General features: G+C 73.7%; 19 protein-coding genes. 6 read left to right on the top strand and 13 right to left on the bottom strand.

What is annotated here, in order from left to right:
- Positions 1 to 69 precede the first annotated feature (69 nt).
- A complete protein-coding gene (locus tag ACFC0B_RS27985; protein WP_376091496.1) occupies positions 70 to 999 on the top strand; it encodes a cellulose-binding protein in 930 nt (309 codons plus the stop codon).
- A 78-nt stretch (positions 1000 to 1077) separates the two neighbouring features.
- Here the strand turns inward: ACFC0B_RS27985 and ACFC0B_RS27980 are convergent, their stop codons facing one another.
- Positions 1078 to 1398 carry a hypothetical protein gene (locus ACFC0B_RS27980; protein ID WP_376091493.1) on the bottom strand — a complete coding sequence of 107 codons (321 nt, stop codon included), beginning with the start codon at positions 1396 to 1398 and terminating at the stop codon, positions 1078 to 1080.
- Entirely contained in the window at positions 1395 to 2192 is a 798-nt protein-coding gene (locus ACFC0B_RS27975; RefSeq protein ID WP_376091490.1) for an alpha/beta fold hydrolase, read from the bottom strand. The genes ACFC0B_RS27980 and ACFC0B_RS27975 overlap by 4 nt, the downstream gene beginning before the upstream one ends.
- A gap of 92 nt (positions 2193 to 2284) precedes the next feature.
- Between ACFC0B_RS27975 and ACFC0B_RS27970 the strand changes: the two genes are divergently transcribed.
- The gene (locus tag ACFC0B_RS27970; protein ID WP_376091487.1) at positions 2285 to 3289 is read left to right on the top strand and encodes an ABC transporter ATP-binding protein; all 1005 of its coding nucleotides are present in this window, start codon (positions 2285 to 2287) and stop codon (positions 3287 to 3289) included.
- 1 nt (position 3290) lies between these two features.
- Entirely contained in the window at positions 3291 to 4055 is a 765-nt protein-coding gene (locus tag ACFC0B_RS27965) for an ABC transporter permease subunit (protein ID WP_376091484.1), read from the top strand.
- A 24-nt stretch (positions 4056 to 4079) separates the two neighbouring features.
- On the opposite strand, the gene ACFC0B_RS27960 is transcribed toward ACFC0B_RS27965, so the two are convergent.
- Entirely contained in the window at positions 4080 to 4403 is a 324-nt protein-coding gene (locus ACFC0B_RS27960; protein WP_376091481.1) for an ATP/GTP-binding protein, read from the bottom strand.
- Between the two features lie 227 nt (positions 4404 to 4630).
- Here ACFC0B_RS27960 and ACFC0B_RS27955 point away from each other — a divergent pair, with 227 nt between their 5' ends.
- Complete coding sequence (locus ACFC0B_RS27955) at positions 4631 to 5884, top strand: LLM class flavin-dependent oxidoreductase (RefSeq protein WP_376091478.1); 1254 nt, start codon at positions 4631 to 4633, stop codon at positions 5882 to 5884.
- Positions 5885 to 5917: 33 nt separating this feature from the next.
- Here the strand turns inward: ACFC0B_RS27955 and ACFC0B_RS27950 are convergent, their stop codons facing one another.
- Together ACFC0B_RS27950 and ACFC0B_RS27945 are read right to left on the bottom strand one after the other, a co-directional pair.
- Positions 5918 to 6871 (bottom strand): IS481 family transposase, encoded by a 954-nt coding sequence (locus ACFC0B_RS27950; RefSeq protein WP_376091475.1) that lies wholly within the window; start codon positions 6869 to 6871, stop codon positions 5918 to 5920.
- A gap of 365 nt (positions 6872 to 7236) precedes the next feature.
- The gene (locus tag ACFC0B_RS27945) at positions 7237 to 7629 is read right to left on the bottom strand and encodes an SCO5389 family protein (protein ID WP_376091472.1); all 393 of its coding nucleotides are present in this window, start codon (positions 7627 to 7629) and stop codon (positions 7237 to 7239) included.
- A gap of 508 nt (positions 7630 to 8137) precedes the next feature.
- On the opposite strand from ACFC0B_RS27945, the gene nucS reads away from it, so the two are divergent.
- Complete coding sequence (nucS, locus tag ACFC0B_RS27940; protein ID WP_376091469.1) at positions 8138 to 8797, top strand: endonuclease NucS; 660 nt, start codon at positions 8138 to 8140, stop codon at positions 8795 to 8797.
- A 10-nt stretch (positions 8798 to 8807) separates the two neighbouring features.
- Here nucS and ACFC0B_RS27935 read toward each other — a convergent pair whose 3' ends face one another.
- The 5 genes from ACFC0B_RS27935 to ACFC0B_RS27915 form a co-directional block, all read right to left on the bottom strand.
- Positions 8808 to 11192: an ATP-binding protein gene (locus tag ACFC0B_RS27935; RefSeq protein WP_376091466.1), complete on the bottom strand. Its 2385-nt coding sequence runs from the start codon at positions 11190 to 11192 to the stop codon at positions 8808 to 8810.
- 208 nt (positions 11193 to 11400) lie between these two features.
- Positions 11401 to 11733: an STAS domain-containing protein gene (locus ACFC0B_RS27930; protein ID WP_376091463.1), complete on the bottom strand. Its 333-nt coding sequence runs from the start codon at positions 11731 to 11733 to the stop codon at positions 11401 to 11403.
- A gap of 396 nt (positions 11734 to 12129) precedes the next feature.
- Entirely contained in the window at positions 12130 to 12999 is an 870-nt protein-coding gene (locus ACFC0B_RS27925; RefSeq protein WP_376091461.1) for a 3-hydroxyacyl-CoA dehydrogenase family protein, read from the bottom strand.
- A 180-nt stretch (positions 13000 to 13179) separates the two neighbouring features.
- Complete coding sequence (locus tag ACFC0B_RS27920) at positions 13180 to 13830, bottom strand: response regulator (protein ID WP_376091458.1); 651 nt, start codon at positions 13828 to 13830, stop codon at positions 13180 to 13182.
- Positions 13827 to 15038, bottom strand: a complete 1212-nt coding sequence (locus ACFC0B_RS27915; protein ID WP_376091455.1) for a sensor histidine kinase — start codon at positions 15036 to 15038, stop codon at positions 13827 to 13829. The genes ACFC0B_RS27920 and ACFC0B_RS27915 overlap by 4 nt, the downstream gene beginning before the upstream one ends.
- Positions 15039 to 15192: 154 nt before the next feature.
- On the opposite strand from ACFC0B_RS27915, the gene ACFC0B_RS27910 reads away from it, so the two are divergent.
- Positions 15193 to 15786 carry a hypothetical protein gene (locus ACFC0B_RS27910; RefSeq protein ID WP_376091452.1) on the top strand — a complete coding sequence of 198 codons (594 nt, stop codon included), beginning with the start codon at positions 15193 to 15195 and terminating at the stop codon, positions 15784 to 15786.
- Positions 15787 to 15819: 33 nt separating this feature from the next.
- On the opposite strand, the gene ACFC0B_RS27905 is transcribed toward ACFC0B_RS27910, so the two are convergent.
- The 3 genes from ACFC0B_RS27905 to ACFC0B_RS27895 all read right to left on the bottom strand — a co-directional run bounded on the left by ACFC0B_RS27905 (position 15820) and on the right by ACFC0B_RS27895 (position 17607).
- Positions 15820 to 16410 carry a cob(I)yrinic acid a,c-diamide adenosyltransferase gene (locus ACFC0B_RS27905; protein ID WP_376091449.1) on the bottom strand — a complete coding sequence of 197 codons (591 nt, stop codon included), beginning with the start codon at positions 16408 to 16410 and terminating at the stop codon, positions 15820 to 15822.
- A 164-nt stretch (positions 16411 to 16574) separates the two neighbouring features.
- A complete protein-coding gene (locus tag ACFC0B_RS27900) occupies positions 16575 to 17075 on the bottom strand; it encodes a DUF2550 domain-containing protein (protein ID WP_344324216.1) in 501 nt (166 codons plus the stop codon).
- A gap of 148 nt (positions 17076 to 17223) precedes the next feature.
- Entirely contained in the window at positions 17224 to 17607 is a 384-nt protein-coding gene (locus ACFC0B_RS27895) for a F0F1 ATP synthase subunit epsilon (RefSeq protein ID WP_376091445.1), read from the bottom strand.
- Positions 17608 to 17761 lie beyond the last annotated feature (154 nt).

Raw genomic sequence — 17761 nt, 5'->3', positions numbered from 1 at the left:
ACACTCCGGTACCGTGTCAGGATTCCCTCAACCACCTCAGCGGTTTGACGACAGGAAGCCCAGAACCCCATGAGCGACAGTCACTCCCCTCACGGCTTCGACCTGGTGCGCCGTGGGTACGAGCGCGCCCAGGTCGACGAGCGGATCACCAAGCTGGTGGCCGACCGTGACAGTGCCTTGACCCGGATCAGCGCCCTCGAGAAGCGCATCGAGGAGCTCCACCTGGAGACCCAGACCGCCCAGGCCGCGGTCGCCGAGTCCGAGCCGTCGTACGCCGGTCTCGGTGCCCGGGTCGAGAAGATCCTGCGGCTCGCCGAGGAGGAGGCCAAGGACCTGCGCGAGGAGGCGCACCGCGCCGCCGAGCAGCACCGCGAGCTCGCCGAGGCGGCCGCCCAGCAGGTCCGCACCGAGGCCGAGAACTACGCCAAGGACCGCAAGGCCAAGGCGGAGGACGAGGGCCTGCGGATCGTCGACAAGGCCAAGAGCGACGCCGCCCAGCTGCGCGCCGAGGCCAACAAGGACGCCCAGAACAAGCGCGAGGAGGCGGACGCCCTCTTCGAGGAGACCCGCACCAAGGCCGCCCAGGCCGCGCTGGAGTTCGAGACCAACCTGGCCAAGCGCCGCGAGCAGTCCGAGCGCGACCTGGCCGCCCGTCAGGCCAAGGCCGAGAAGCGGCTGGCCGAGATCGAGCACCGCGCCGAGCAGCTCCGCCTGGAGGCGGAGAAGCTGCGCACCGACGCCGAGCGCCGCGCCCGCCAGACCGTCGAGACGGCCCAGCGCCAGTCCGAGGACATCGTGGCCGACGCCAACGCCAAGGCCGACCGCATCCGCAGCGAATCCGAGCGCGAGCTGGCGGCGCTCACCAACCGCCGCGACAGCATCAACGCCCAGCTGACCAACGTCCGCGAGATGCTGGCGACGCTGACCGGCGCGGCCGTGGCCGCCGCCTCGCTGCCGAACGACGACACCATGGGCGTGCCCGCCCAGCAGTCGCGCTGACGCGGCCCGCAGGCCCCGACGGCCCCCGCCCTCCCCGGGCGGGGGCCGTCCCCTTTCCTGGGCCTTCCTCGGCTCCGCTCAGCGCGGGTAGGCGCCGTCCGGGCGCTGGTGCCCGCAGCTCAGCTGGTTGCCCTCGTCGTCCGACACCGTCCCGAACCACGAGGTGCACCAGACCGACACCGAGTCCGGCCAGTACTGCACCTCGAAGGGGTGCCCGGGCCCGTAGTCCCCGTACGAGGTGACGATGAACGTCTCCCCCGGGCGCAGCCAGTAGTCCTCGCCCAGCGGCTCCAGGGTCAGTTCGAGCAGCCCATCGGCCCGGTTGGTCACCGGCATCCGGCCGGTCACCTCCAGCGCGGAGAAGTCCCAGCCGCCGGCCTCCGCCCGCTCCTCCCTCATCCCGCCGCCACCCGCTCCAGCAGTCGCAGCGCCACCGCGTCGAACGCCTCCGGCGCCTCGATCGCGCTCAGGTGGCCGACCCCGGGGAGCACCGTCAGCTCCGCGTCCGGCAGGGCCCGCACCATCAGCTCCGCCTCGGCGGGCGGCATCAGCGCGTCGTCGGCGCCCGCCACCACGGCGGCCGGCACCCGCAGGCCGGCCAGGACGTCGAGGCGCTCCGGGCGGGCCGCCATGGCCCGCTGCGCCCAGGCCACGGAGGCCGGCGGGGCGGCGGCGACCAACTCCTGCACCCGGTCGGCCAGGTGCTGCGAGCCCGGGGCGAGCTGGCCCTGCGCCACCCGCTCGTCGAGCAGCAGCCGGACGCTGTCCCGGGCCAGGACGGCGGAGGCGATCCGCTCCCGGTTCTCCTTGGCGGCCTGCGGATCGGCGGTGGCCTTGGTGTTGGCCAGCAGCAGGCCGGCCAGCCGGTCCGGGTGCCGCTCGGCGAAGGCCATCGCGACGTACCCGCCCATGGAGAGTCCGCCGAGCACCGCCCGGTCGATCCCGGAGGCGTCCAGCAGCCGGGCGACGTCGTCGGCGACGGTCTCCAGCGAGGGCTCTACGGAGCCCAGTCCGCTGCCGCCGAAGCCGCGCTGGTCGGGGGCGATCACCCGGGCCCTGTCCCCGGCCGGACCGGGCAGCGCGTCCAGTTGGGCGGACCACATGGCGGCGTTGAGCGGGAAGGCGTGCAGCAGCACGAGGGGTGTTCCGGTGCCGCTCTCGCGGACCGACACTGCGGAGGGGAGCTGGGTCATGGGGCCACCGTATTCCGGAGCGCCCGGCGGGCCCACTCAGCGGGCCGCCTTGTCCGCTATGTCATAGCCTGACGGAGAGTGAGGGAGCTTCCATGATCGAGTTGCACGACCTGACCAAACGCTACGGGAAGACACTGGCCGTGGACCGGCTGAGCTTCAAGGTCCCCCAGGGGGTGGTCACCGGCTTCCTCGGGCCCAACGGCGCCGGCAAGTCCACCACCATGCGCATGATCCTCGACCTCGACCGCCCCACCGGCGGCCGGGTCACCATCGACGGCAGGAGGTACGGACAGCTGAGCGAACCGCTCAAGTACATCGGCGCCCTGCTGGAGGCCAAGGCCGTCCACCCCGGCCGCACCGCCCGCGACCACCTGCTCTGGCTCGCCCAGAGCAACCGGATCCCCGAACGCCGGGTGGACGAGGTGCTCGCCCTGGTCGGCCTCACCCCGGTCGCCCGCAAACGCGCCCGCGGCTTCTCGCTCGGCATGGGCCAGCGCCTCGGCATCGCCAGCGCGCTGCTCGGCGACCCGGAGATCGTCATGTTCGACGAACCGGTCAACGGCCTCGACCCGGAGGGCATCCTCTGGATCCGCAACCTCATGAAGCGCCTCGCCTCCGAGGGCCGCACCGTCTTCGTCTCCTCCCACCTGATGAGCGAGATGGCCGTCACCGCCGACCACCTGGTGGTCATCGGCAAGGGCCGGCTGCTCGCCGACCTGCCGATGGCCGAGTTCATCCGCCGCAACTCCCGCTCCGCGGTGCGGCTGCGCAGCCCGCAGCCCGAGCGGCTGCTCGACGTCCTGGCCGGCGCCGGGCTGCGGCACGAACCCGGCCCGGACGGCTCGTACGAGGTGGTCGACGGCGACCTCGCGGCGCTCGGCGAGCTGGCCGCCGCGAACGGCCTGGTGCTGCACGAGCTCAGCCCGCAGCAGGCCTCGCTGGAGGTGGCGTTCATGCAGATGACGGCCGACGCGGTCGAGTACCACGCCGGCGACGGGCCGGGGCGCGACGCGGCCGGCGCACCCGGCGCCTGGGGCGCCGACTGGAAGGGCGACCGGAGCGGGCAGCCCGCTTCCCGCAGCACGGAGGAGAACTGAGATGGCGTCCTTCCCCGCGGTCCTGCGCTCCGAGTGGACCAAGATCCGCAGCGTCCGCTCGACGGTCTGGACCCTCGCGCTGACCTTCGTGGTCACCCTCGGCGTCGGCGCCCTGCTGTCGCTGCTCACCAACAACAACTTCGAGGAGTTCCGCAGCGACAGCTCCCCGTTCGACGCGACCGGCACGTCCTTCGCCGGCATCATGCTCGGCGAGCTGGCCATCATCGTCTTCGGCGTGCTGGCGGTCGGCAACGAGTACAGCAGCGGGATGATCCGGGTCACCCTGGCCGCCGTCCCGCAGCGCGGCACCCTGCTCACCGGCAAGGCCGTGGTGCTCGGCACGCTCGCCCTGGCCGTCTCGCTGGTGACGGCCTTCCTCACCTTCTTCGTCGGCCAGGCGCTGCTCGGCGAGCACTCCACCTCGCTGGGCGAGCCGAACGTGCTGCGCGCGGTGTTCGGCGCCGCGCTCTACCTCACGATGCTCTGCCTGTTCTCGGCCGGCGTCACCGCGATGCTGCACAACCAGACCCTGGCGCTCGGCGTGCTGGTGCCGTTCTTCTTCCTGCTCTCGCCGATCCTCTCGGCGGTGCCGGGCGCCAAGACCGTCGCCCACTACTTCCCCGACTACGCGGGCTCGCGGATGCTGCTGGTCTACGAGCAGAGCGGCCAGCCGTACGGGCCGCTGGCGGGCTTCGTCATCTGCCTGGCCTGGACGCTCGCCGCGCTGGTCGGCGGGGCGCTGGTGCTGAAGAAGCGCGACGCCTGAGCCCGGGCGGGCCGGTCCCGCGGGTCAGTACCTGGGAGCGCCGCGGCCGCGGAGGAGGTTCGAGGCCCGGCGCTCCCGCGCGCCCCAGCAGGCCCGGTGCCAGTGCCGCCGGTCGTCCACGCCCGCGCCGTGCATCGGCCAGGCCACCACATGGCCCGTCCCGGGCGGGATCTCCTGGTCGCAGCCCGGGCAGCGGTAGTACCGGCCGGCGGTCCCCGCGACCGTCTGCACCACCCAGTCGTCGCCCTGGTAGTTCTCGGTCCGGCGCATCGCACCGCCCAGCGGTGCGGCGGGCTCCGCCTGGTCACGGTCGGCGGCGCTCTTGATCCGGTTGCGTCGGGGCGACACGGCGGTTACCTCTCCACGGGGTGCGGGAACCGTTCCAGCCTACGGCCGGACGCCGCCCGGCCGGGCCACTATCACGGCATCGGACGATGATCGGGTGTTTCCCGGGAGATCCACCCGTTTCTCCGGGAAATTGGTGCTCCGGCGTGCCATTGGCACATGACATCGGCTACTCACGAGGGGACAGGCGGGGCCCGCAGACCCTGCGCGCACCCGAGGAGGCCTCAGAAATGACCAGAAGCAGCACCATCACGGCCGTCGCCGCCACCACCCCCGGAACCCCACGACCGGCGGTCCAGGGCACCGGCCCCGCCACCGCGGACACCGGACCGGTCCGGGTCGGCGCCTTCCTGCTCTCCGCCCAGTTCCCCGGCCAGACGCACGGCGAGGCACTGGACCGCACCGTGCGCGCCGCCGTCGCGGCCGAACAGGCGGGACTGGACAGCGTCTGGCTGGCCGAGCACCACTTCGTGCCGTACGGGGTCTGCCCGAACGCCGCGACCCTGGCCGCGCTGCTGCTCGGCCGGACCAGGCGGATCGGCATCGGCACGGCGGTCAGCGTGCTCTCCACCGCGCACCCGGTGGCCCTCGGCGAACAGGCCGCGCTGCTCCACCTCACCTCCGGCGGGCGCTTCACGCTCGGGGTGGGGCGCGGCGGCCCGTGGATCGACCTGGACGTCTTCGGCAGCGGCGTGGACGCCTTCGAGGCGGGGTTCCCGGAGCGGCTCGACCTGCTGCTGCGCTGGCTGCGCGGCTCCCGGGTGGGTGCGGCCGGACCGCAGTTCAGCTTCCCCGAGGTGGCCGTGGTGCCCCGGGCCACCGAACCGCCCCGGCGCCCGGACCTCGGCGCCTGGCTGGGCCTCGACCGGCGGACCGGGGTGCTGCGCTTCCCCCGTCAGCGCCAGGACGCCGACGGCCCCGCCGAGGAGCACCTCACCACCGCCGGCCGCCCGGCGGCCGGGCCCCCGGTGGTGGTCGCCTGCACCTCGCCCGGCGGGGTCCGCACCGCGGCCGAACGCGGCCTGCCGATGCTGCTCGGCATGCACTCCGGCGACGAGGACAAGCTGCGCATGCTGGAGCTGTATCGTTCCGCCTGGCTGGCGGCCGGGCGCGGCGAGGAGCAGCTGCGCCGGATCAGCCGCCGGCACGTCGCGGCCGGGGTGGCCCAGGTCGACGACCGCACCTCGGCGGCCCGGGCCACACTCCTGCGGGCGATGCCCGGCTGGTTCGAGTTCGGCCTCGGCGCCCACCGCACGGTGGACGGCCGGGAGCGCACGATGCGCGACCCGCGCCAGTACACCGAGCTGCTCTGCGACCTGCACGCCGTCGGCACGCCGAGGCAGTGCGCGGACCGGCTCCTGGCCACCGCCGAAAGGACCGGCATCCGCCGTTTCGCCCTGCTCGCCGAGGGCAGCGGCGACCGGGAGGCGACCCTGCACAACATCGCCCGGCTCGGCTCCGAGGTCCTCCCGCAGCTGAGCTGAACCGCGGCGGCAGCCCGGCGCGGTCCGAAGGCCCTAGGTGTACTGACCCGTGAGGTTGGGGACACGGCTGGCGGGTGGCTTGCCTGCGAGTGCGGTGTGTCCGCGGTGGTGATTGTAGGTGTGGAGCCAGTCGGGGTAGGCGTCCCGGCGTTCCTGGTCGGTGCGGTAGGGCCGTGCGTAGGCCCATTCGTCGAGCAGGGTGCGGTTGAAGCGTTCGACCTTGCCGTTGGTCTGCGGTCGGTAGGGGCGGGTGCGTTTGTGCGTGATGCCCTCGGCTGCGAGGGCATCACGCCAGGCGTGTGACTTGTAGCAGGCGCCGTTGTCGGTCAGCACTCGCTGGACGGTGATTCCGGCCCGGGCGAAGAACTCGTTCGCCCGGGTCCAGAACGCGGTCGCGGTCTCCTTGCGCTCGTCGGCCAGGATCTCGCTGTAGGCCAGGCGGGAGTGGTCGTCCACGGCGTTGTGGAGGTAGCTGTAGCCGGCGCCGGAGCGGTTCTTGCGGCCGGCCTGGCGGCCCAGGCTCCTGTGGCCGCCACCGTCCGGGATGTTGCCGAGCTTCTTGATGTCGACGTGCACCAACTCCCCTGGTGTGGAGCGCTCGTAGCGGCGCACGGCTCGGCCGGTCACGCGGTCCAGGTGCGCCAGACGGGCGAGGCGGTAGCGGGTCAGGACACGGTGAACGGTGGCCGGGTTCAGGCGGAGCAGGTAGGCGATGCGCGCCGGCCCCCAGCGTCGCAGGACGCGGACCTTGATGATCCGCCGCTCGGTGCGGGTCGGGGTCCGGCGCGGGCTGTGGTGCGGGCGGCTGGAGCGGTCGCTCATGCCCGCTTCGCCCAGCATGCGGTAGCGGTCGGCCCAGCGCTTGGCCGTGGTGGGTGAGACCTGGAAGCGTTCGGCGGCCCGCCGCAGCGGCCAGCCGTCCTTGACCACGCAGCGGGCCAGGCGCAGGCGTCCGGTCTCGGTCAGCGGTGCGTTACGGTGTGGCATGAGGGCCTTTCTGGCGCTGGTGCAGATGTCGCAATCCACACCGAGCCAGAAGGCCCTCACTCATTTCAAGATCACCTGGCCGTGAACCCCGTCACCAACCTCCGTGGTCAGTACACCTAGGGCGCGTCTGACAATTCGCGTCGGATCAGCGTGCGGCGTCAGGGTGCGTGCATCGCAAGGCGGAGGTGGGGGCACCTCCCGGCCGAAGGCTGGGGGCGGAGTCCATGCGGTGGGGGCACCTCCCGGCCGAAGGCTGGGGGCCATCGGCGACCGACGACAACGCGGCGTGGGGGTACCTCCCGGCCGGAGGCTGGGGGCGTGCGTGCCCTGACGCCGTGCGCCCGGCGGGAATTGTCAGACACGGCCTAGCAGTCGCGCAGTTCGTCGGACTGGTTGAGCAGCTGCTCGCGGACCGACGTGAAGCGCTCGTAGCGCTTCTTGTTGGCGGAGGACGGCCGGAACACCGCCACCCGGTGACAGTTCTGGAAGGCCAGCTCGACACCGAAGTGCCGCTCCAGGGCACCCCGGATGGCGTTGCTGGCGAGTGCCCGCAGGAGCTGCCCGCGGGCCTGCTCGCTGGGCGGCGGTACCTGGTTGTCGGCGAAGTCGGTGCCGTCGACCTCCGTCTGGGCGACCAGCGAGCTGATCAGCTCCCAGGCGTACGGCAGGGAGACGCGGACGCAGTCGACGAACTCCCGCTCGTCGACCTCGTCCCGCTCGGCCTTCTCCAGCAGGGCCGGTGAGACGTCGAGCGACATGGGTTCTCCTCTCGCGGTCCACCCGCGCGGCGCCCGGGTGGGGATGCGTAGTCCAAGTCCAAGCTGAGGGTGAGGGTGGACGCGTGTGTGTCCGGAACGCCGTCGGACGGCTGTGACGCCGTCGGACGGCCGTGTTTCCGGCACCGCGTCGAGGCGGGGGCGCCGCCGACCGATCGAGGGACGTCGGTCGGGGCGCCGGCCGCTCAGAACAGCGTGGCAGTCAACGACGAGCCAGGCCGGTGATTCCAGTGGATTGCTCCGGGAATGCGCCCGTGTGCACCACATTGGCCTGATCCTGTCGGATCGTTCATCTGAAGTCTCCATCCCCGTTGACAGCACTCCCGCAAGCAATCCGTCACACACCGTAGCGGCCTATGGTGGTGGCCGCCAGGGTGCCGACGGGCATTCGCGGGATCGCAGGGCATCCATCGTGGCGGGGTTCGCGGATTCTTCACCCGGTCGTCGTGGAATCGCATCAACTGGCCCCGGTGGGCTAGCGTGGTCGACCGTGCGTCTCGTAATTGCCCGCTGCTCAGTCGACTATGCCGGTCGGCTCTCCGCCCATCTGCCCTCCGCCACCAGGCTCATCCTGGTCAAGGCCGACGGCAGCGTCAGCATCCACGCCGACGACCGCGCCTACAAGCCGCTCAACTGGATGTCCCCGCCGTGCGCCCTCAAGGAGGCCGACGGGGTCTGGACGGTGGAGAACAAGGCCGGTGAGAAGCTCATCATCACGCTGGAGGAGGTGCTGCACGACTCCTCGCACGAACTGGGCGTGGATCCCGGCCTCATCAAGGACGGCGTCGAGGCCCACCTCCAGGAGCTGCTCGCGGACCGGATGGAGGTGCTCGGCCCCGGCTGGTCGCTGATCCGCCGCGAGTACCCGACCGCGATCGGCCCGGTGGACATCCTGTGCCGCGACGCGGACGGCACGACGGTCGCCGTCGAGATCAAGCGGCGCGGTGAGATCGACGGTGTCGAGCAGCTCACCCGGTACCTGGAGCTGCTCAACCGGGACCCGCTGCTGGCGCCGGTGAAGGGCGTCTTCGCCGCGCAGGAGATCAAGCCGCAGGCCCGCGTGCTGGCCACCGACCGCGGCATCGGTTGCGTGGTCCTGGACTACGACGGTCTGCGCGGCATCGACGACGACAAGCTGAAGCTGTTCTGACCCGGCCCGGTCACGGACCGGTCGGCGGAGCCGGAGTGGACGCCGTCGGGCTCGCCGAGCCCGACGGCGCGGCCGTCTCCGTGGGCGTCTGGGTGGCGGTCTGGCTGGGCCCGGGGGTCGTCGGGGGAACCGTCGGCTGAGCGGTCCCGCCGGTCGGCGGGGTCCCGCCGGTGCTCCCGCCGCCCCCGGCCGTCCCCCCGCTCGTCCCTCCTGTGGTTCCCCCGCCGCCCGTCCCGCCTGCGGCACCGCCGCCGGTGCCGCCCGCCGGGGGCTGCGGCGGGTTCGGGGCCGGGGGCTGGGACGACGCGGCGGTGGTGCTCTCCCCCGGGCTCGGCGAGCGGCTCGGCCGCTTCGACGCCGAGGGCGAGGACGAACCGGACGGCGTCCGCGAGGCACCGCTCGGCGCGGATCCGTCCTCCGGCTCCTCCGGGGCCTGCCCGCCCGCCCCCTCCGAGGGCCCGTCGGCGCTCGACGAGGACGGCGCGGACGGCGACGGCCGCGGCGCGGTGGAGCGCGGCGAGGCGCCCGCGCCGGGCAGCAGGGAGCCGTCGTCGCTGCTGCTGTGCGGGTCGTTGCCCTTCTCCCGGTCGGCCGCGGTCATCCCGACCGCCGTGCCGAGCACACCCAGCGCCAGGACCGCCGCCGAGGCGGCGATCGCCGTGCGCTTGTTCCCGAACCGCAGCGGCACCCGGGCGATGGCCCGCAGCCCGGGCCGGCGGACCGGCGCCGCCTTGGCCGGCGCGGCGGGCGGCAGCTGCCGGCCCTCGGCGCGCAGCAGGTCGAGCATCCGGCGCGCCCCGGCCACCCCGCGCGGCTCGCCGATCGCGCCCCGCAGCGCCAGCGCGGCCTCCAACTCGGCGGTGGCCCGGCCGGGTTCGTGGGCGCAGACGGCGTACACCCCCAGCTCGTGGTGGAACCAGGCCTCGGCGCGCCGGTCGCCGGTCCGCCGGGCGGCCTCCAGGCCGAGCTGCAGGGCGCGCTCCCAGGCCCCCCAGCGCAGCGCGAGCGCCAGCGCGGGGGCCGCCGCACGGGCCAGCCGCAGCACCGCGTCGTGCCGTCCGGCGGTCCGGTCGGCCAGCAGGACGCCGATCACCACCTCCGCCTCGGCGGCGATCTGCGGCAGCGAGACCGAGGAGTGGCCGACCCACCAGGCGAAGTGCTGGGCGGCGCCGTCGGCGCAGCCGCGGGCCGGCCAGTGCGGGGCGAGCAGTTCCAGCGCCCCGGCGGTGAGCCGGTGGTGGCCGCCGATCGAGACGGCGAGCCCGGCGTCGGCGAGTTCGGCGAGCGCGCTCTCGCCCTGCCCGACGTCGATCAGCGCGGGCAGGTGCGGGGCGGTCGGGCACTCGCCGCCGAACGCCACGGCGAGCCTCAGCACGGCCTGCCCGGTCTCGCTCAGCCCCTCGGCGAGCCGGACGGCGGGCAGCGTGGACTCGGCGACCGAGGGCAGCGGCACGGTGTCGCGCAGCGCGGCCTCGTGGACCGCCGGGTCGGGGTGGTGGACGGGCTCCTCCACCGCCCCGAAGACGTCCATCCGGTCCTCCTCGGCGGCGACCAGCGCGTCCACCGCGACGTCCCGCTGGCGCAGCAGCGCGGCGGCCTGGACGAAGCGCAGCGGCAGGCCCTCGGACTCGAACCAGAGGTCCACCGCCCAGGCCTTCTCGGCCGCGTCCAGGGGCCGCCCGGCCAGCCGGGCGGCGAGGGCCAGGCAGGCGGGCCGGGAGAGGCCGGCGACCAGGTGGTCCCGGAGCCGGGAGTCCGCCGGGAGCAGCGGGCCGTCCGGGGCGCCGGAGATCAGGAAGGCGCAGTCGGGGGCGGCGCCGAGCAGCGCCTCCAGTTCGGCGCCGGCGGGCGCGACCTCGTCGATGACGACGATCGCGCTGACCCGGGCGAGGTGGTCGACGAGCTGACCCGGATCGGGGCGGTAGCCGGGGGCGTGGTGGGTGGCCGCGAAGAGGTCCTGGAGCAGGTCGGCGGCGGTGCGGCGGTGGCCGCAGAGCTGGACGACGCCGCCGGGGGCGAGGCCGCCGGCCGCCTCGGCGACGGCCGACAGCAGGGCGCTGCGGCCGGAGCCGGCCTGGCCGACCAGGCGTATGGAGCGGCCTTCGGCGAGCAGGCCGAGCAGTTGGGCGATGTCCGCCTCGCGGTCGAGCAGCGGCAGGTCGGCGGGCCCGGCGCCGAGGGCGAGCGGGCCGACCCGGCGGTCGGCGTCGCCGCCCGGGCCGCGACCGGGCGCGCCGGGTCCGGTGCGGCGGGGCCGGGGGCGCCACTCCTCGGGGCAGGGCCGCACCTCGGAGCCCTCGGGGCCGCCGACGGTCACCAGCAGTGCGCCGGAGACCAGTTCACCGCTCCGGGTGCGCACGGACTCCTGCCGGAAGTCACCGGTTGGCTGTGCCACGTTCTGCTCCGCCCCACGCTCGCGCCGTCACCCCGCAGCGGCCGCCGCGCCCGGCAAGGGCGGGCCGGGCGGCCGTGTCCTGACCGCCAGACTCTCGCACATCCGCCCCCGCCCGCGCAGCGTCGTGCCCCGGCCGTTCCCGGGCCCGGCGGGCGGCGGGCGGCCGGAGGGCGGTCGGAGGACGGTCGGAGGGCCCGAAGGGCGGCGGTCAGAGGGCCGGGAGGGTGGCTCCGCGGGCGTCGACGGCGGCGCCCTCGACGGCGAGGATGCGGTGCAGCCGGGTGGCCACCAGCAGGCGCTGGAGCTGGGCGGGGACCGAGCGGAGCACCAGGCGGCGGCCGATCCGGCCGGCCCGGCGGTGGGTGCCCATGATCACGCCGAGGCCGGTGGCGTCCCAGAACTCCAGGCGGGCGAGGTCGAGGACGAGGTCGCCGAGGCCGCCGTCGACGGCCTGGTGCAGCCGGGCCCGCGCGTCGGCGGCGGTGCGCACGTCGAGGCGGCCTTCGATGGCCAGCGCCGCGTGGTCGCCGGTGATGCGCATGCTCTCCTCCTCCGCGTGGCGGGCCGGGGGTACGGGTGTGCGGGTGTCGGTGGGTCCGGGTGTCGCCGACCGGTCTCGGGCCGGAGGGGCGGTGGCGGTCCGGGCGCCGGGCGGGCCCCGCGGCCCCACGCGCCGGCCCCGGCCGGAATGCCGGGTTCCCCTGTCATCCATCTGACGGCGAGCCGGCCCCCCGGGTTGCTGGTTGCGGCCGGATCTGAAGCAACTTCACTCGTCCGAGGGAATATACGCAGGAACTCTCCACACCTACGCTCGATTACCGCCCAAATCACCCGTCTGCGGTACCCGGCGTGAGGAAACTCACCCGCTCCCGGAACGGCGGGCCGTACGGTTCCGCGACCGCACGGCCCGCCCGTTCACCGGCTCACCGGCCCGGCGTCACTTGCCCGCGTACGGGTAGAAGCCGCGCCCGCTCTTGCGGCCGAGGTCACCGGCGGTGACCATGCGCGCCATGATCTCCGGGGCGGCGAACTTCTCGTCCTGGGTCTCGTTGTAGATGTTCCGCGCGGCGTGCAGCAGGATGTCGACGCCGGTCAGGTCGGCGGTCTCCAGCGGGCCCATCGGGTGGCCGAAGCCGAGGCGGCAGGCGGTGTCGATGTCCTCGGCGGTGGCGACGCCCGACTCGTAGAGCTTGGCGGCCTCGACCACCAGCGCGGTGATCAGGCGGGTGGTGACGAAGCCTGCCACGTCGCGGTTGACCACCACGACCTCCTTGCCGACGCCCTCGGCGAAGGCGCGGGCGGCGGCCAGCGTCTCGTCGCTGGTCTTGTAGCCGCGGACCAGCTCGACCAGCTTCATCAGCGGCACCGGCGAGAAGAAGTGCACGCCGACGACCGACTCGGGGCGCGAGGTGGCGGCGGCGATCCGGGTGATCGGGATGGCGGAGGTGTTGGAGGCGAGCACCGCGCCGTCCTTGGCGAGCTTGTCGAGCTCCTTGAAGACGCCCTCCTTGACGTCCAGCTGCTCGAAGACGGCCTCGACCACGATGTCGGCCTCGGCGACCGCGCCCAGGTCGGTGGTGGTGGTGATCCGGCCGAGCGCCGCCTCGGCGTCCTCCGCCGTGAGCCTGCCCTTGGAGACGAACTTGTCGTACGAGGCGCGGATGCCGTCCAGGCCGCGCCGCAGCGCCTCCTCGGTCACGTCGCGCAGAACCACCGGGTGCCCGGCCTGGGCGGAGACCTGGGCGATGCCGGCGCCCATCAGGCCGGCACCGATCACGGCGATCTGCTTGCTGGACGCACTGCTCATGGCTTGGTCTCCCGATGCCGTCGCCGCCCGGATGGGCGGGCCCCTGAAGGCGGCTCAAGGCAGGGGTCGCCCACCGAGCCGCATCGCTCATGGGCCGGACTTTAGCCTCCGCACGCGGCCCGTGGTGCCATCCGAGGGTGTGATCTGCGCCCGACCCGGTCAGCTGAGCAAATCGGTCGATCAGATCATCAGGCCGAGGTCCTGGGCGAGGATCGCCGCCTGCACCCGGCTGCGCAGCCGCAGCTTCGCCAGGATCCGGCTGACGTGCGTCTTGGTGGTCGCCTCCGCCATCGCCAGCCGCCCGGCGATCTCACCGTTCGACAGGCCGGCGCCGAGGCAGGCCAGCACCTCCCGCTCGCGCGGCGTCAGCCCGTCCACCGCCGCCCGCACCTCCGGCCCCACCACCCGGCCCGGTCGGGCGAAGGTGCCGATCAGCCGCCGGGTCACCGAGGGCGCCAGCATGCCGTCCCCGCGGGCCACCGTGCGGATGCCCTCCACCAGGGTGTCCGCCTCCAGGTCCTTCAGCAGGAAGCCGGCCGCCCCGGCCCGCAGCGCGCCGTAGACGTACTCGTCCAGGTCGAAGGTGGTCAGCACCAGGACCTGCGACGCCCCGGCCGCCACCACCTGACGGGTCGCCGAGACGCCGTCCAGCCGCGGCATCTGCACGTCCATCAGGACGACGTCCGGCCGCAGCTCCAGCGCCAGCCGGACGGCCTCCTCGCCGTCCGCCGCCTGCCCGACCACCTCCAGGCCCGGCTCGGCGCGCAGGATCATCACCAGCGCCGCCCGGACCGCCGCCTGGTCCTCCGCGACCAGCACCCGGATCGTCATGCCCGCCCCGCTCCTTCCTCCGTCGTCAGCGCCCGCGGCAGCACCGCGCGCACGCTCCAGCTGTCGCCCCGCGGCCCGGCCTCGAAGCCGCCGCCCAGTAGCGAGGCCCGCTCCGCCATGCCGACCAGCCCCGCCCGGGCGCCCGGCAGGGCCTGCCCGGCCCCCTGGCGGAACGGGCTGTCCACGGTGATCCGCAGCTCCTCGGGGCGGAAGTCCAGCAGGACCCGCACCTCCCCCGGGCCGGCGTGCTTGAGCGCGTTGGTCAGCGACTCCTGCACGATCCGGTACGCCGCCAGCTCCACCGGCACCGGCAGGTCGCCGCGCTCCCCCCGCTCGGCCAGCTCGAAGCCCAGCCCGACGTCCTGCCCGGCCGCCCGCGCTTTGGCGAGCAGCGCGTCCACCGCCGCGAGGTCCGGTGCGGCGTACGACTCGTCGGCCTCGCCGCCGCCGCTGTCGCGCAGCAGCCCGATGATGCGGCGCATTTCGGCCAATCCCTGGACGCTGTTCTCCCGGATCACCCCGAGCACCTCCACCAGCGGATCGTCGGCCGGCCGGTGCTGACGCCGGGCCACCGACTGGGCGCCGGTCGCGTGGATCGCGATCGCCGACAGGTGGTTGGCCACCACGTCGTGCAGCTCGCGGGCCATCCGCGCCCGTTCGGCGACCACCGCCTCGCGCCGGTCCAGCTCCGAGAGCAGCGCGGTCTGTTCCGCCCGCAGCCGCTCGGCCTCCGCCTGCTCCCGGTGCTTGCGCACGATGTCGGCGGTCCACAGCGGGCCCAGGAAGACCAGGGTGGTGACCACCACCACCGTCACCGCCGTGCTCGGACCGCCGTAGACGAACGCCAGGGTGCTCAGCACCAGGACCGAGGCGGTGCCGGTGGCGTGGAGGATCGGCGACATCCGGCGGGGGCCGTACACCACCGCCGCGTAGAGCAGGTCGGTGTACATCATGGTGGTCGCCAGCAGCGCGCCGGAGAAGATGCTCCCGGCGAAGACCAGCCCGCCGAGCACCGCGACCAGGATCGGCCGGGTCCGCCGGACCAGCTCCAGCGCTGCCATGGCCAGCAGGGCCGGCAGCACCTGCCAGCGCGGGATGGCCGAGGAGTGGTCGTACACCTGGAAGGCGATCAGCAGCAGCCCGCCGAGCACGCCACCGAGCGCGATGCCCGCGTCGACCTGCCGTGGGGTGGGTGTCGGTCTGCGCACGCCCCCATCAGATCATCCCGGCCCGCCGCCCGGCTCCGGTGCCGGGAGGAGTCCGGCTACATCGAAAGGTGCAGCCCGGGTCCGTCCCCGGCGACGACGCGCGCGCGAGGGTGCTCCGGGAGTCTGGAGGCATCACCGAACGTCGGAGCAGACCATGATCGTCACCCTCATCCTCTCCGCCGAGGTCGCCTTCTGGGTGGTCCTCGCCCTCGGCCTCGCCACCCGCTACCTGCTGCGGTGGCGCACGGTGAGCACCGTCCTGCTGGTCGGGCTGCCCGTGATCGACCTCGTCCTCTTCCTCCTCACCCTGTTCGACCTGCACGGCGGCGCCACCGCCTCCTGGACGCACGCGCTCGCCGCGAGCTACCTGGGCTTCTCGGTCGGCTACGGCCCGTCCGTGGTCCGCTGGGCCGACGCCCGCTTCCTGCACCGCTTCGCCGGCGGGCCCGCGCCGCTGCCCGCACCGAAGTACGGCGCCGACCGGAGCCGCTACGAGTGGCAGGTCTGCCGGCGCACCCTGGTCTCGGTGGCGATCACGATCACCCTGATCACCACGCTGAAGCTGCTCACGGACGCCCCCGGGAGCGAGGTGTTCGACCAGTGGTACTGGAAGCTGGGCATCGCCGCGGCGGTGAACACGGCGATCGCCGCCAGTTACACGCTCTGGCCCAAGCAGCCGCCGGCCGGCGCGATCGTCGAGGACGGCCGGATCACCGGCTGGAAGACCCCCGAGCGGTCGGACCGCTGAGCCCGGACCGCTGAGCCGCCGGACCGCCGGGGCTCAGCGGTTCTCGCCCGGCACCCAGAGCACGTCGCCGCGCTCCTTGTTGGCCGAGCGGGCCAGGATGAACAGCAGGTCGGACAGCCGGTTGAGGTACTTGGCGGTCAGCGGGTTGACGGTGTCCCCGTGGGTGTCGATCGCCGCCCAGGTGGCCCGCTCGGCCCGGCGCACCACGGTGCAGGCCAGGTGCAGGTACGCGGCGCCGGGGGCGCCGCCGGGCAGGATGAAGCTGCGGAGCTTCTCCAGCGTCTCCAGGTAGTGGTCGCAGTCCCCTTCGAGCTTGTCGATGTAGGACTGCTCGACCCGCAGCGGCGGGGCCACCCTGGAACGGGACGAGGGCGGGTCCTCCACCACCGGGGTGGCCAGATCGGCGCCGACGTCGAAGAGGTCGTTCTGCACCCGGGTCAGCACGGTGACCACGTCCTCGGGCAGCGCGCCGGCGGCGATCGCCACGCCGATCGCGGCGTTGGCCTCGTTGGTGTCCGCGTACGCGACCAGGCGCGGGTCGGTCTTGGTCGTGCGGCTCATGTCGCCCAGCGCGGTGGTGCCGTCGTCGCCGGTGCGGGTGTAGATGCGCGTCAGATTGACCATGCGGCCAGCCTAGCGGGCCGGTTAGGGGGCGTTAACCCCGCTACGCGACGTTCACCTCCCCCAGCCTCCGGCCGGGGGGACCCCCACCCCGAGGGTCCGTCGCTACGCGACGTTCACCTCCCCCAGCCTCCGGCCGGGGGGACCCCCACCCCGAGGGTCCGTCGCTACGCGACGTTCACCCTCTGCCCGGGCGGGGCCGCTTCCAGCCAGGCGAGGAAGCCGGTGAGCGCGTCCTCGCTCATCGCCAGCTCCAGCGGGGCGCCGTTGTGCAGGCAGCGCAGCACCACCGAGCCGGAGAGCAGGGCCAGTTCCTCCTGCCCCTCCGGGTAGCGCCGGCCGAGCACCTCGATCTCCCGGCGCGGCAGCACCTTGCGCGGGCGCGGGGCGTACGAGAAGACCCGGAACCACTCGATGGAGTCCCCGCTGTACCGGCCGATACCAAAAACCCACCCCTTGCCGTCGGTCTGCGGGACCGGGGCCGGGGTGGGTTGGCCGTTCTCGTCGAGGTCGGGCTGCGTCGAGGCGTCGGCCGGCATTTTGAGCCGGTAGCTGCAGTCGAACGTGCCACCGACCCGCTGGATCACACGGCGGCGTACCGCGAACGCGACCAGCCCGATCACACCGAGCGCCACGACCGCCGCACACACCACAAGGGCGAGGACCATGCTCACCTACCTCCTCGCTACCCGCGTTCCCCGTGTCGGTCGTACCAGGCGACCGCGTTGACCTACCAACTGAGACGACAGTCCCGGGGTCACGCTCACGCGTCCCCGGGACCGTCGGTCGACCCCGCTCAGGCGGGGTCCGGCGCACTCAGGCGTGGGCCTTGAGGCCGCGCGCCGCGAACAGCCGGACCTCGGCGCGCCGCTCGGCGTGCTCGTCCAGGTCGGACTTGGCCTTGTCCAGTGCGCGCTCGGCGCGCGCGACGTCGATCTCGTCCGCCAGCTCGGCGATCTCCGCGAGCAGAGACAGCTTGTTGTCGGCGAACGAGATGAAGCCGCCGTGCACCGCGGCGATCACGGTGTTGCCGTCCGTGGTGCGGATGGTGACCGGACCGGTCTCCAGCACGCTCAGCACCGGGGTGTGACCCGGCATGATGCCGGTGTCACCGGAGGCCGTACGGGCGACGACGATGGTGGCCGCACCGGACCACACCTTGCGGTCGGCTGCGACCAGCTCGACGTGCAGCTCAGCCAACGTGGGCTCCTAGGCTCATGCAACGCCCGATTACTCGGGAGTTTCGGTAAGAATAACGGGCCCGCGCCCCCGGCATGAAACCGGCGGCACGGATTTGACCGGAATCACAGCCGATGCGGCGCGAGGGGTGGGTCCCAGGGTTGGGGCCCACCCC

This window comes from Kitasatospora sp. NPDC056184 (assembly GCF_042268405.1).
In the GTDB taxonomy this organism is placed as follows: domain Bacteria; phylum Actinomycetota; class Actinomycetes; order Streptomycetales; family Streptomycetaceae; genus Kitasatospora.
This window is presented reverse-complemented; position numbering and strand designations above follow the sequence as displayed.